This is a genomic window from Flavitalea plasmicola, assembly GCF_030546645.1.
GTDB lineage: Bacteria > Bacteroidota > Bacteroidia > Chitinophagales > Chitinophagaceae > Puia.
Genome location: NZ_JAUOTO010000004.1, coordinates 131,686 through 145,636, shown reverse-complemented (window position 1 = coordinate 145,636; position 13,951 = coordinate 131,686). Strand labels below are relative to the sequence as shown.

Annotated in this window: 8 protein-coding genes; 2 read left to right on the top strand and 6 right to left on the bottom strand. The window is 51.6% G+C overall.

Annotated features, from left to right (window positions below; all coding sequences use genetic code 11):
• Window positions 1–14 precede the first annotated feature (14 nt).
• The 5 genes from Q4E93_RS14895 to Q4E93_RS14875 form a co-directional block, all read right to left on the bottom strand.
• On the bottom strand, window positions 15–2,123 hold the full coding sequence (locus Q4E93_RS14895) for a glycoside hydrolase family 97 protein (RefSeq protein ID WP_303586469.1): 2,109 nt from the start codon (window positions 2,121–2,123) through the stop codon (window positions 15–17).
• Between the two features lie 129 nt (window positions 2,124–2,252).
• Window positions 2,253–4,094: a RagB/SusD family nutrient uptake outer membrane protein gene (locus Q4E93_RS14890; RefSeq protein ID WP_303586467.1), complete on the bottom strand. Its 1,842-nt coding sequence runs from the start codon at window positions 4,092–4,094 to the stop codon at window positions 2,253–2,255.
• Between the two features lie 13 nt (window positions 4,095–4,107).
• Window positions 4,108–7,257, bottom strand: coding sequence for a SusC/RagA family TonB-linked outer membrane protein (locus Q4E93_RS14885; RefSeq protein WP_303586466.1), 3,150 nt, complete (start codon window positions 7,255–7,257; stop codon window positions 4,108–4,110).
• A 266-nt stretch (window positions 7,258–7,523) separates the two neighbouring features.
• Window positions 7,524–8,306 carry an RMD1 family protein gene (locus Q4E93_RS14880; RefSeq protein ID WP_303586465.1) on the bottom strand — a complete coding sequence of 261 codons (783 nt, stop codon included), beginning with the start codon at window positions 8,304–8,306 and terminating at the stop codon, window positions 7,524–7,526.
• A gap of 120 nt (window positions 8,307–8,426) precedes the next feature.
• Window positions 8,427–8,954, bottom strand: coding sequence for a FecR domain-containing protein (locus Q4E93_RS14875; protein ID WP_303586464.1), 528 nt, complete (start codon window positions 8,952–8,954; stop codon window positions 8,427–8,429).
• A gap of 78 nt (window positions 8,955–9,032) precedes the next feature.
• Between Q4E93_RS14875 and Q4E93_RS14870 the strand changes: the two genes are divergently transcribed.
• Window positions 9,033–9,884 carry a CvfB family protein gene (locus Q4E93_RS14870; protein ID WP_303586463.1) on the top strand — a complete coding sequence of 284 codons (852 nt, stop codon included), beginning with the start codon at window positions 9,033–9,035 and terminating at the stop codon, window positions 9,882–9,884.
• Window positions 9,885–9,930: 46 nt separating this feature from the next.
• Window positions 9,931–10,662: an SIMPL domain-containing protein gene (locus Q4E93_RS14865; RefSeq protein WP_303586460.1), complete on the top strand. Its 732-nt coding sequence runs from the start codon at window positions 9,931–9,933 to the stop codon at window positions 10,660–10,662.
• A gap of 2 nt (window positions 10,663–10,664) precedes the next feature.
• Here the strand turns inward: Q4E93_RS14865 and Q4E93_RS14860 are convergent, their stop codons facing one another.
• Complete coding sequence (locus tag Q4E93_RS14860) at window positions 10,665–13,586, bottom strand: DEAD/DEAH box helicase (RefSeq protein ID WP_303586459.1); 2,922 nt, start codon at window positions 13,584–13,586, stop codon at window positions 10,665–10,667.
• Window positions 13,587–13,951: the final 365 nt, after the last annotated feature.

Sequence of the window (13,951 nt, the reverse complement as noted above, 5' to 3'; positions counted from 1 at the left end):
TAAACGATCGAATATCAGTCGGCCGCCACAATGCTCACCGCTGCCCCACCCCCCGCCGCCAGCTTCACAGCCAGCTTCGTCTTGCTGGTCACCGTCACCTGCTCGATGACATACGCTTCCGGCTTGTCCTTCCAATCCGCATCCGGCGCATCCTTATACACCGTCGCCACGTATTTTTTTCCCGCATCCAAAAAGTCCAGTGATAAATTAGCCACACGCCCATGCTCGTCCGTAATGGCCCCGACAAACCAGCTGCCTTTCCCCTTCTCCTTGCGTGCAATAGTAAGATAATCCCCTGGCTCAGCCTCCAGTATCCTCGTGTCATCCCAGTCTACCGGCACATCCCTGATGAACTGAAATGCATCCATATGCGCGGCATAATTCTCCGGCAGGTCCGCCGCCATTTGCAACGGACTATACAGTGTCACATACAACGCCAGCTGCTTGGCCAGCGTCGTATGCATCTGCCTCCCCGGAACAGTCGTATACCCCCGTAGCTTAAAGATCCCCGGCGTATAATCCATCGGGCCGCCCATCAGCCGTGTAAAAGGAAGGATCGTCTCATGCTCGGGCGCGCTTCCGTTGCTGAAAGCATTGTACTCATTGCCCCTGCCAGCTTCGCAAGCCAGCCAGTTGGGATAGGTACGCTGCAATCCCGTTGGACGTACAGGCTCGTGTGCATCCAGCATCACATGATAGGAAGCAGCTTTCTCCGCCACCCGGTTATAGTGATTCACCATCCACTGTCCGTCATGATGTTCCCCCCGGGGGATGATCCGGCCCACATACCCCGTCTTCACGGAAGTATATCCATGCTGGTTCATATACCTGAAAGCCGTATCCATCCACCTTTCATAATTGGTCGCAGAACCAGAGGTCTCATTATGCATGATAAGATGAACCCTCTTGGAATCCGCATAAGCAGCAAGCTCCCCCACATTGAAATCCGGGTAAGGCGTGACAAAATCGAACACATTCTCCTTCCAGTTCCCGAACCAATCCTCCCAACCCACATTCCAGCCCTCCACCAGCACCCCCTGGATATCATGCGCCGCGGCAAAATCAATATATCTTTTTACATTCTCCGTATTGGCGCTATGCCTTCCGCTGGGAACAAGCGCTCCCGTTGCCGTCACACTGTCGGGGTAATCCGAATAGCTCCAGGTACCTTTCCCCGTTTGCATCTCCCACCACACACCCACGAATTTCATCGGGTGTATCCAGCTTGGATCCCCGATCTTCGACGGCTCGTTAAGATTCAAAATGATCTTGCTGGAAAGGATCCCCGCCGCCTTGTCGCTGACGATCACTGTTCGCCAGGGAGTGGAAAAAGGGGCATGCAGATAGGCCTTGTTACCCACCGCATCCGGCACCAGCGCGGAAGTCAGTGTCAGCGATGCCCTGTCCACATGCAGCTGCATCGCCGGATAGTCGATCAATCCCGCCTCATGGATATTGATATAAAGCCCGTCCCCGCTCTTCATCATGAGCGGCGTCTGCACCGCATACCTGTCAGGAGCCACCCGCACGGCAATATCCGTTGACTTTTCCACCATCTCCTTATTGTCGATCTCACTGACAAGCGAGGTCGTATACGGATACTCATTGGTGTCATAATCGCCCGGTATCCAGAAGGTCTTGTGATCACCCGCCAATGCAAACTCCGTTACCTCATCCGTCACGACAAAATAACCCGTCCCCGATGCATGGGGAAACACATACCTGAATCCTACTCCGTCCTCAAAAACACGGAAAATAATATCCAGCCGCCGGCGGGAAGCATCCTTCCGCTGCAAATGGACCACCAGCTGCTCGTAATGATCACGTATCTGGCTCACCTCCCCCCAAACAGGCCGCCAGCTGTCATCAACATTACGCTTCTCCGTGCCCAACAGCTGGAAACCCTTGTAAAAACTACTGTCCTTGTCCAGCTTAAAGCCCATCCGCGAAGGCCTGATCACAGGCCTTCCTGAAAATTCAACGGCATATACGGGAGATCCCTCTCCATCCAGCGAAAACGACATCTTTACTTTGTTCATCCCGGCAGTCACCAGCTGCTGGGCACTTACATGCTGCAAAAACAACACAAAAAAAGCCAACACGAAAGCTTTACAACGGATCATAAGCATAGTAAAAAATATAAACTTTTAAAAAACGGCCATTCACATAGCTACAAGCCTCAAGCTACAAGCTACAAGTGTCTTATTAAGTCCTGGCTTGCAGCTTGCAGCTTGAAGCTTGAAGCTTGAGGCTTAGTTATACCCAGGGTTTTGCTGCCCCACGATCTTACTATTTGAATTGAGCTCATTCTGCGGAATTGGCCAGGCATACGTCTTGGCCGGAAAAGCCAGCGCCCCCGTATGCACATTCAACGCCGCGCCATAAAAGCTCGCCTCCGACGCCCCCAGCTTCCAGCGGCAAAGATCAAACCACCACTGCCCCTCATTGAACAGCTCCGCCCAACGTTCATAATATAAAGGATTGTTCCCCAACACAGGGTCCGCAGCGGCAGCAGCGCTCGTCTGGGCCGTAAGGCTGCTATAATCCACCGGCGAAGCCGCATCCACGGGATAACTATACGCCCTCCGCTTCACCTTGTTGATATACTCCAGCGCATTCGCATCATCATTGCTGCCCTTGCAGGCCTCGGCATACAACAGGTAGACATCAGCCAGGCGAAGAAGATAGATATTGGCGCCATCCGCCTGCCCCCCCTTCACATTATTGACGCTATTGAAGACGGGCGAATACTTCCGGATGCTAAATCCATACTTGTCGGATTGCTCCGCATAGAAATTTGGCCTGGACACCCGCTGCCATACAGGGTCCTGGAAGATCACAGAATCGATCCAGGGCTGCAGCGCATTCACATACAGTCGTGGGTCCGCCGTCTTATCGGTCCTCACCTGTAATGCCTGCGTCTTATAAGCAGGGTCCATGATTTTTTTAGGCCATTTATCCGAGATATAGCCGCTCTTGTCCGGTTTGTAGCTGGCGTCGAAATTCGGATTGTCCACCAGTCCATAGCTGCCGATGGAATAGCCAAACCGCAATACATTCTTATCATGAAGGATCTCGTTACCATACCCCAATGGAATGCTGCTGCCTTCCGTACCATCATATCCCAACGCCCAGGGACACCAGATCAGTCCATTGATGGAAGTGGCATTGGGCGCATCACCATATACCCCATAGTTACCTTTTGCATCCAGATCGATGTTCAGCTCGAATAATGACTCTTCGTTGAACTCATTGTCCGTTATTCCGATGAAAGCATCCCGGTACTTGGCATAAGGCATCAGTTTCCGTCCGCTATTGTTGATCACATCCAGCAAGGTCGCTTTTGCTTTGACCCAATCCTGGGTGAACACATAAGCCTTCCCCAGCAGGCTCTTGGCGGCCCATTCACTGGCCCTGCCCCTGTCATTACCCGTCCACACGGTCCCCTTCAGCAGCGTTGCCGCCTGCTGCAGGTCGCTCTCTATAAATGCCCACACATCCTTTACGGCGCTCCGCGGCTTCTGCGTGCTGTCCAGCCCCGATGGCACCTTATCGAAAATGGGCACGCCCATCTTGTCCCCTCCGGCGCTCTGGGTCATATAGCTTTCCCCGAAATAACATTCCAGCTGGAAATAATAGAAGGCCCTGAGAAAATAAGCCTGACCCCGCACCAGGTCAATGGCCGGCTGTTCCCCCGCCTTGGCAAAATGCGCGGAATAAAAATCAGCTGCGCTCATCAGGCTGTTACAGTTTTTCACGCCCGCATAGAAAGAGGTCCATGCCCCCAGCACATACGAATTCGGCGCCGACAAATTGGTGGACGCCATCTCATTCCAGAATCCATCCCCATCCCAAATGGAATTAGCCACATGCGTACAGTTAGCCAATGCCTTGGGCAACAGGTTGAACCCATAAAGGTTGGGGTCGCGGAGATTCGAATAGCAGGTGGCCAGCACACTGTTCAGGTCATCCATGCTCGCCGGGTAATTGCCCGTGGAATATTGATTGGTGGGCGCTACAAGAGAAGGGTCCTTCGTACAGCCTGTGATCAGCAAAATCGACAGCAACGTGGGGAAATATATTTTCTTGATCATATAAATAAGTTTATTAAAAATTAAAGTCAATGCCGGCCGAATAGATCCGCGTTTGCGGATATTGGGACACCGCATCCAATCCTCGCGTCGTGACTCCCACGGTTGTGCCGACGAATCCCGACATCGCAGCCTGCGAAAAAGCGCTGCCGATCTCAGGGTCCAGCCCCGAATAATGCGTGATGGTGAAGAGGTTATTGGCCATTACGAACAGCCTTGCATTTCTTACAGCGATCTTATTCAGTAATCCGCCCGAGAACGTATAGCCCACCTGCACGTTCTTTAGTTTCAGGTAGCTGCCGCTCTCTACAAAATAACTGTTCACGGAAGTATAGTTCTTGTTCGGGTCCAGGTTGAAGCTGCCGTCCGGGTTCACAATCCCCAGGCGGGGCTGGGAGGTCAATTGATTGCCGCCAAAATAGGAGTCGCCAAAAACCTTGCTGGTCGTATTGCCGTCGGCAAATGGATATTGCTCGTAGGCCTTTACTCCGTTGAAAAGCTGTACGCCCGCTACCCCGTTGAATAAAAAGGCGGCGTCGAAATTTTTATAGTCCAGCCGGACAGTAAAGCCATACACCAGCTTCGGGTTAGGATTGCCGATCACCCGCCGGTCATCGGGAGACAACGTCGTACCATTCTTCGCATCATGCGCAAATTTCAGGTCGCCCGCTTTGGCGTTGGGCTGCGCGCTGGCAGCCGCTTCCGCATCCGTCTTGAAAAGCCCCTGTGCCTCATACCCATAAAAACTGCCAAAAGGCAGGCCGGCCTTGGTGATCGTCAACGTCTGATTAGCCATGATGCCATAGCCCGAATTCCCATTGTTGTAATAATTGTAGCCGTCATACAAGGCATCCGTTGTAATACCATCCAGGTCCTGGACCTTGTTCTTGTTAAAGCCCGCCGTTGCGCTCACATCATAACCCAGCGCTCCCGCCTTGCTGCGATAGCCCAGCAGGATGTCGAAGCCTTTGCTGCTCACCTTCCCTATATTCGTAAAATAAGGCGCCGTAAAACCTGAGCTCAGCGACAGCGGCAAGGCATACAGCACATCCTTCGTCGTTTTATTATACCAGTCCAGCGTGAAATACAGCTTGCCTTTCAACGCCTCGCCATCAAGCCCTATGTTCGTCTCATACACGGTCTCCCAATGGATATTAGGATTGGGGATAGAGTTGATCGCATTGCCGATCAGCAGCGGAGCGCCCGGGGCGAAGTTCGCACCCGACAAAGAGCCCAGCCCCGAAGACCCAAGGAACTTGCTGTACGTAGCCGAATAAGTATAGGGAGGGATGGCGCTATTGCCAAGCGCCCCGTAGCTGCCCCTGAATTTCAGCAGGTTCACCCCACGGGTCAGCGGTTTGAAGAATCCCTCGTCGCTGATCGTCCAGCCCACGCTGGCCGCGCCAAAAACACCCTTCTGCCTGTTAGGTCCAAACACCGTAAAATTGGCATCCTGGCGTATCGTTCCGGAGACATAGTACCGGTTGTCGAAATTGTAATACAATTTGCCAAAAAAAGACTTTATCAACCCATTGTTGTCACTATACCCGGAAGCAGTGATCGAAGTCTGTGAGGTCTGGACAAAGGAATAATTCTCCTTACCCACAGAGGTCTCCAGGGCATTCACCGTATTAAACGTGTTCCTGATCTGCTCGTACCCCGCCACGGCATTGAGGCTATGCTTCCCAAAGCGCTGGTCATAGGTCAGCACATAGTTGCTCAGCAGTTGCGAGCTTTCGATATAATACTTGTTGAGCGAGTTATTCGTATTGGTGACAGATCCGAAATTGAAGGAATTTTGGAAATAGTCCTGCGTCTCCAGGTAATAGGAATATCCGAAATTGGTCCGGAAGCTCAGGTGCAGTGGCAGCTTTACTTCGGCATAGACATTCGCCTGCAGGTTATTCCGGAAGTTCTGCGCATTGGCGGACTGTGCGGAGCCTACAGGATTCGGACCGCCAAAAGCAAGACCATTATATCCCGGGGGAACCACCCCCCAGCTGCCATCTGCACGTTTGATAGGGATGATCGGCTGCGTACGGAAAGGCGCATTGTGCAGCTGCGCTTCCGTGCCCACCAGCGGGGCCGTCCTCCTTTGCGAGATAGCCAGCTGCTCCCCGATCTTGAGGAATTCCGCCAGCTTATAGTCCGTATTGATCCGCGCGCCGGCTATATTGGAGTAGTTCTTGATATAAATGCCTTTCTGCGCATTGTAAAAGCCCGAGAAAAGATAGTTCACCACAGGCGTCGAGCCCGATACGGAAAGGTTGTAGTTCTGCTCATAGGCATCCCCGTATAACGCTTTTACCCAATCCGTATTAGCCAGCGTATCCGTATGCGTCGCTCCCGCAAAGAAAGTAGGATGCGTGATATTGTACAGCTTGATAAATCCCGGCTTGTCCAGCAGCTTTACCAATTTCGGTTTCGTGATACCATAGCGCGCATTGAAATTGATCGCCGGCTTGGCGCCCCCTCCCTTCTTCGTGGTGATGATGATGACCCCTCCCGCCGCCGCAGACCCGTAAATGGCGGCGGCACTCGCATCCTTCAAAATATCGATGGTCGCAATATCCTGGATATTGATATTGTCCCCCGGTACACGCACCCCGTCCACGATATACAATGGACCCGGCTGGTGCAGGGAGGACAAACCCCGGATAATGATCGTCGGCGTCGCGCCCGGCTCACCCGAATTTTTTATCACCTCCACGCCGGCAGCCCGGCCTTGCAACGCCTCCGTCACGTTCGTCACCGGCTGATTTTTGATGGCAGCCCCTTTTACGCTGGCGACAGAACCCGTTACATCCTTACGTTTTTGTGTTCCATAACCCACTACGACCACTTCGTCCAGACTACCCTTAGCTGGCTGCAAAATGATCTGCAAAGGTCCGCTACCCGTGATCCCAACCTGCAGCGTCTCAAAACCCACATAGGACACTTCCAGGGCAGACACCTTAGCCGGGGCCGTTAGGGAAAAACGCCCCGTGGCATCCGTGCTGACCCCCTGGCTGGAACCCTTTACCTTGACCGTGGCGCCATTCAACGGTCCCCCTTTTTCATCGCTCACCGTCCCGGTGATCGTCCGGTCCTGCGCCCGGGCAACACGTAGCCCAAAAAGAAAAAAAGTGCACAAGGTACACCATAGCAGCAATCGCTTTTTTGTCATAAACAGCTGTTTGTTTGTTTAAGAATGGAAGATGGTAATCGACATTCCGGCATCGGAGGGACATAGCCGAAGAAGATGGACTTTCATACAACAGGCAATGTTTCCGATTCACCTGTCAAAGAAAAAATTTCAGACAGCCAAACGCAATTTATATTCGGATAGTATAATAAATATCGGCCCTAAAACCTGGAACCTTTCATCCAAAAAACTGAAGATCAATCAATTGAGATCATATTAGCTTTGTTCATATATAATGCCGGCCAACATCAAAACTTGAAGATTTTTTCGATAAGAATATTCACCACCTCCGCAGAGACAAGAATAATAATGATCCATTCCAGGACCGTGCTGTTACGGTACTGCAGGAGGTCCTTGAAAAGCTCCAGGTTTTCTCTTATGATCTCCAAACCCTCCTTGACATCCCTGAATCGCTCCTGCAGGTCGAAAGTCCGCTTAAGCCCCAGATCGATCTTATTCAGGTTCTCATCCTCCCATGTTTCAGGAGGCGAATCGAATATGTATAGATTCTCCGAGATCCGGTTCTTGAGATTAAGCGTTCTCCCGATATATTTTTTAAGGCTTTTCCCTGACAATGAAAGCCTGCCCTTCCTTTCCAGCAGTAAGGTCTGGGAATTGGTCTCCTCCAGCAGCGCATTGGTCTGGTCCGAGAAATAATCCAATGCCACCGACTGGCTGACATTCAGCATGATCAGCCGCAGTGTTTCCGTGTCCGCATTGATGATCTCGATCGTATTGTAACCAAACTTGTTCTCTTTTGCATTGGTCTCGATCTGGAATTCCTCGGTTAAAGGATGCTCAAATGGATATTTGCAATAGGGGGTGATCCGGTCAAGGAACCCCTTGCAGGTCCCCTCGTCCGCATTCAGAAAACAGACAACCCCATATTTAAAAACATATACATAAGATTCCGGCCCCATTTTGTAGAACAGCTCGTCCGCATCATAGTGAGTGATCCCTTCGCTGAAGATATTTTTGAATGATTTGACGTCGATACTGTCAGCTATCTGGTATGAAACGACTGGAAGCATAATACAAGTTAATCGATTCCCCACATTCCCCAAAACCCTGGCTGGCAGCTGGAGGCTTGCAGCTTGCAGCCCCGAAAACGTTACTCTTAAAAATGAATATGCGTGTCCATCAGGTATTGCTCACTTGGGAAATTTCAGTTCCAGGACCTTTTGCTCTTCAGGCTTGAGCGTCTCTTTTTCCATCAGGTCGATGTCGCGGTTGATCATCACCATCTCGCCCGCCTGGAGCACCTCCGTGCTATTATCTGTAGAGGAATGATAAGACTTGATCACCTTGAGCTTGCCCTCCAGCAGGTCAACCTCTTCACCAGGACTGGAAGCAAACGCATCCACATGGATGCGGGCGTTCTTCCCTTCCACGGTCACCACCAGGTTTCGCGTATGAATGACAAAAGGTTTTGCCCCATCGTGGACGATCAACACCCCTTCCCCGTCAAACGTCACATCCCGGTTCGCCTTCCCAAATCCCTCCATAGGACGGATCTCCGTCCGGGGATCCATCACCACCTGCGTGCCATCCGGCAGCGTAAGGATCTTCGGGGGAGCCGCTTTCTCTTTTATCGTATCCACCACACCCGGATCCTGCCCATTCGCCTGCTTTTCCCGCCCTTTGCAATGCCAGGCCCCTGCCAGCATAAGTACCAGCATTAACTTATAATATGCCTTCGAATCAGTCGGATAGCCCATAGGGCCGTGAAACTACGGAACTTTCCTTACTTTGCACCCATGATCCACGTAGGGGAATACAATACGCTGACTGTAAAAAAAGAGCTGGCCTTCGGCCTCATCCTGGAAGATGGAAAAGAGGGCATTCTGTTACCCAAACGCTTTGTCCCCAAAGGAGCCAAACCAGGCGATAAGCTGAAGGTCTTCCTCTATCATGATGGCGAGGACAGGCTGATCGCTACCACCCAGGAACCCAAAGGTATCCTGGGCGACATCGTGCTGTTAAGGGCCGTCAACGTCACCCCACTGGGAGCCTTCCTCGACTGGGGCCTGATGAAAGACCTTTTTGTCCCCAAATCCAGGCAGCTCAGCGGCATGCGCAAAGGCGGCGACTACCTGGTAAAGATCTACCTGGACGAACAGACCGGCCGCCTGGCAGCCTCCGAAAAAGTAGACTCCTACCTCAGCAACGAAAACCTCACCGTACAGGAAAAAGACATCGTCGACCTCACCGTCCTCCGCCGCACCGACATCGGGTACGTCGTCGTGATAAACAACCGGCATACGGGAGTCCTTCACTTCAATGAAATATTCCGCGACATTCGCGTAGGCGACAAATTCAAAGGTTTCATAAAAAATATCCTCCTCGCCGAAAGCTCCCCCTCGGGCGAAACCCAGATCGACGTGGTCGCCGGCAAGCCCGGCTACGACAGGGTGGAAGACGCCGCGGAAAAGGTCCTCCGCCTCCTGAAAGAACACAAAGGTCACCTGCCCTATCACGACAAATCCGATCCGGAAGCCATCTACTCCTTCTTCGGCATGAGCAAAAAAACCTTCAAAATGACGACAGGCCGCCTGTATAAGGAAAAGAAAATAAAATTGACGGAGGAGGGGATTGACTTGATAAAGTAATTCCAAACTTTTATATCTTCATTCAAACCCAGGCCAAAACCTATACATGAAACCCCTATCCCTCCTCCTCGCACTGACCATCACCACCCGCTTATCCGCCCAGGAAAAATTCATCGAGGTCTCCGTCTCGGACACCGTTCTGGCGGAAGCACAAACCTTCGTCCTCAAGCTGTCAGTGGCAAAGGACGACAATACGCTATACTACAGCGCGCGCAATGCCAACCCTACGCAATTAATGGAACAGCAGAACAAACATGCCAAACGTTCCCTCGACTCACTTATCCTTACCCTGAAACAAAAAAGATTTAGTATACTTCCCCTCTCCGCCCAGGACACTTTTGAGATGGCGTCCCTCTCGGATAGGACATTCTCCAGGCGCATCCTTATACATACCCTCGATTCCCTGGCGCAGCTCTATCAATTGATAAAGAACGACGGCCGTATCACCAGTTCCGTCGAGGTAGCCGTGGCCGGCGATGAATCGGCCTGTCAGAAAGCGCTGTGGGAAAAATTGATTGCCAAAGCCACGGAAAAAGCAACGCATATAGCGGCATTCACCAATCACCGCATCACCGGCGTCCTTTCCGTTACAGATACGCCGGAAGAAAAAAGCTCCGGCGGTTGGACATCCTATCCGCCGCTGAGCAGGTATTATGCCCTCCCCGGCTGGCATACTTCCATTGGCCCCGCAGAGACGGATGTGCTGGTGTCAAACGTCCCCATTAGTTCCTTCTACCCCATCAAAGCCGCCTGCAGGGTACGCTTCTCCGTGGAATAACCTCAACTAAACAAATAAGCCACATCCTCCTGCGTCAGCTTCTTCACAAATCCCCCTTCATCACCTACCAGGTCCGCTGTCAGCTGCCGCTTCTTCTCCTGCAGCTGCAATATCTTTTCTTCCACCGTATCCTTACAGATCATCCGGTAAGCAAACACTTTCTTCACCTGTCCGATCCGATGGCTCCGGTCAATAGCCTGTTGCTCGGCCGCAGGATTCCACCAGGGATCGACTAAATAAACATAATCGGCCGCCGTCAGCGTCAGTCCTACTCCCCCCGCCTTCAGGCTGATAAGAAATACCCGCGTATCCTCCTCTTCCTGGAACTGCTGCACCGACAGCCGGCGATCTTCCGCCGAAACACTTCCGTCGAGATACAAATAGGGAATACCCCGCTCGGCCAATGCCGTACGGATCAGCTCCAGCATGGAAGTGAACTGCGAAAACACCAACGCCTTGTGGTGACCCGTATTCTCCTCGATCTCCCGGATCAATTCATCCAGCTTGGCGCTGCTGTTGGGATAAGGCGTCTCTTCCCGGAGAATAGCCGGACTGTCACAGATCTGGCGCAGCTTGGTGAGCCCTTCCAAAATATAGATGCTGCTGCGCCCTACCCCATCCTCAGCGATATGTTCCAATATGCTTTCCCTGTAATGGTCCTTAAAGCTGTCATAGATCTTCCGCTGCTCCGCCCCCATCTCACACCAAAGGATCATTTCCGTCTTGTCGGGGAGATCGCGGGCCACCTGCTCCTTGGTCCTTCGAAGGATGAATGGATACACGAGCTTGCGAAGCCGGGCGGCAGCCTCCTTATCCCCATTCTTATCGATAGGCGTGGCAAACTCCATCCTGAAAAAGTCCTGGCTGCCCAGCATCCCAGGGTTCAGGAAATCCATTTGCGCATATAGATCGAAGGTGTTATTCTGTACGGGCGTTCCGCTTAAGGCAAGCCTGTTGCGCGCGGTCAGCTGCTGCACCGCCTTGCGCACCTGCGAACCAGGGTTCTTGATAGCCTGGCTCTCGTCCAGGATAATATAGCCAAACTTAAAAGCAGCAAAATGCTGGATATCATTACGCACCATACCATAGCTCGTAATGATCAGACGCCCCGACCTGAATACATCCTCGTCCAGCACCCGGTCCGACCCATAATGAATATGCCATCCCAACCCCGGCGCAAACTTCTTCAGCTCCGCTTCCCAGTTATATAAAAGAGAGGTGGGACAGATGACCAGGTGCGTTTCATCCCGGTATTGATTTACCAGGTATTGCAGGAAAGTGATCGTCTGTAAGGTCTTGCCCAATCCCATATCGTCCGCAAGACATCCGCCCCAGCCCATATCGTCCAACAGGCACATCCAGGAAAATCCGGCCAGCTGGTAATCCCGCAGCCGGGCCTGTATACCCGCCGGAACCTCCCGTGTTTTCTCCTCACCGATGCCCTGTAGCCGCTGCTTCTTTAATTCCAGCTCCTGCTGCAAACGCACCGAACCATCATCCGAAAAGGCGGAGCCCGCTTCCTCCAGCAATCCCCAGTGCACCTCCGGCAGCTTCAACATCCCCTCTTTCACCTGTCCCATCTTCATCAGCAACCCATATTGCTGGACCCATTCCTTTGGCAGCACGCCAAGAGACCCATCTCCCAGTAAGATAAAATCCTGCCGGCCCAATATCGCCTTCCTCAGCTCATGCAAAGGCACCACCTGGTCACCATAGCTCACCCGGATAGTAAGATCGAACCAATCGATCCCTTTGCCCGCGATCATCTCCAGCTTGGGCACATGCGTGTTATACTTGAATTTCCGGAGCTTGTTCATGCCAAGCACGGGAATATCCAGCTGCAGCATCCGCTGGTAAAATTGAAGGAACCAGCTCTTCTCCAGCGCCTCCTTGAAATTTAAATAAAAATATCCATTGCTTTGCCCAGCGAATTTAGCATGCAGCCCGCGAAGCGCCTCCGTCAATACACTTTCCTCCTGCCGGCGCCGGACAACCACAAATACCCTGTCCTCCCCCTCCACTCTTGTCTCTTCCTCGTCTTCCCCTTCTACCTCCACTCCCGAATAATCCCATTTCGGCTTGATAAGCAAAAAATTCTCATTGAGCTCACTGACAAATACCTTTCCCCGGGGAGCCACATCCACCAACTCCGTCCGGATCACGGCCTCCATATCCACCGGATATTTTCCCGCCAGCGGCTTTACGACCGTTTCCAGGAACCGCGGCTGCCCCAAAAGAGGCACCTTCTTCCATTCCGTCTTATACTTTTCAAGCGCTTCCCTATCCTCCTTTTTCAACAGGAAGAATTCATTGCCGCTTTTCAGAAAAAAAGGCGTCTGTAAAAAATCCTCCAACGGGAAGAGATTATTATTGATCATGACGGCGCATTGCAAACCGATGCTGTCATCATCCTTCTCCACCTTGAATTGCAACGAAGGAATGAAAGGACTGATAGCCGCCGGCCGCACGCTCCTGTTGGCAAAAACCTCGCCCGCCGGCAGATAGAACAACCGCTCGATGGCGGGAGCCAATGGCTTAAGCTCCTGCAGTACACTGCCTACATAGTCATTTAATAAAGGCATATGCCGCTCATCGAGGTGCTCGAAAGGCTTGTCCGCATCCCGCAGCCAGCCAAAACCATTGCGTACAAGATGCTCCACCAGGGCATCATCCCGTAGCCTTTTGATCACAGCAGCCACCGCCGGCGTAAGGCCATTCAGATAAGACAGGTAATTCGTCCCCGTCATCGGTATACGCTGAAAGGTCCTGCCCTCTTTCTTGTCCATCACCATCAGCAGCTCAATGGCCATCCCTCCTTTTTTATTATTGGCTAAATTCAACAGCACACCCGTTGAAAAAGTATTCTTTCCCGCCGCCGCCGGCCCCGCACTGACAATGATCGTTTTCTTGGGATTATTCGTCATATTTCTTCTATAAGAGGGCCGTAAAATTAATGTTAATTATTTGTTATTGGCCTCAATTTTCATTTTGAAAAAAATATTATAAAGACAGTGTTTTCTATTACACCCGGCAGCAACTTTACGATAATTCGATTAAATAAAACAGGTTGCCATATATCTCTCCCGCTGGTATCAACCTACTACATAAAAAAATAGTAAAAATAAAAGATTCAAATCGTATAAATTTGTGCATTCCTTATCCGGTCTATCTACCAATACTCGCGTTGCTGATTGTCTAACTTGGGTTTTTACAACCTTCATCTCTGCCATAGCTCATTATAAAAATTTCTCCCGGCCACGGGTGCGGGGTTTTTATTTGAAAAAATAAA

What these genes read in the sequence shown, in the direction of transcription:
- Q4E93_RS14895 (WP_303586469.1), bottom strand. Translation starts at nt 2,123, where the DNA reads ATGATCCGTTGTAAAGCTTTCGTGTTGGCTTTTTTTGTGTTGTTTTTG.
- Q4E93_RS14890 (WP_303586467.1), bottom strand. Translation starts at nt 4,094, where the DNA reads ATGATCAAGAAAATATATTTCCCCACGTTGCTGTCGATTTTGCTGATC.
- Q4E93_RS14885 (WP_303586466.1), bottom strand. Translation starts at nt 7,257, where the DNA reads ATGACAAAAAAGCGATTGCTGCTATGGTGTACCTTGTGCACTTTTTTT.
- Q4E93_RS14880 (WP_303586465.1), bottom strand. Translation starts at nt 8,306, where the DNA reads ATGCTTCCAGTCGTTTCATACCAGATAGCTGACAGTATCGACGTCAAA.
- Q4E93_RS14875 (WP_303586464.1), bottom strand. Translation starts at nt 8,954, where the DNA reads ATGCTGGTACTTATGCTGGCAGGGGCCTGGCATTGCAAAGGGCGGGAA.
- Q4E93_RS14870 (WP_303586463.1), top strand. Translation starts at nt 9,033, where the DNA reads ATGATCCACGTAGGGGAATACAATACGCTGACTGTAAAAAAAGAGCTG.
- Q4E93_RS14865 (WP_303586460.1), top strand. Translation starts at nt 9,931, where the DNA reads ATGAAACCCCTATCCCTCCTCCTCGCACTGACCATCACCACCCGCTTA.
- Q4E93_RS14860 (WP_303586459.1), bottom strand. Translation starts at nt 13,586, where the DNA reads ATGACGAATAATCCCAAGAAAACGATCATTGTCAGTGCGGGGCCGGCG.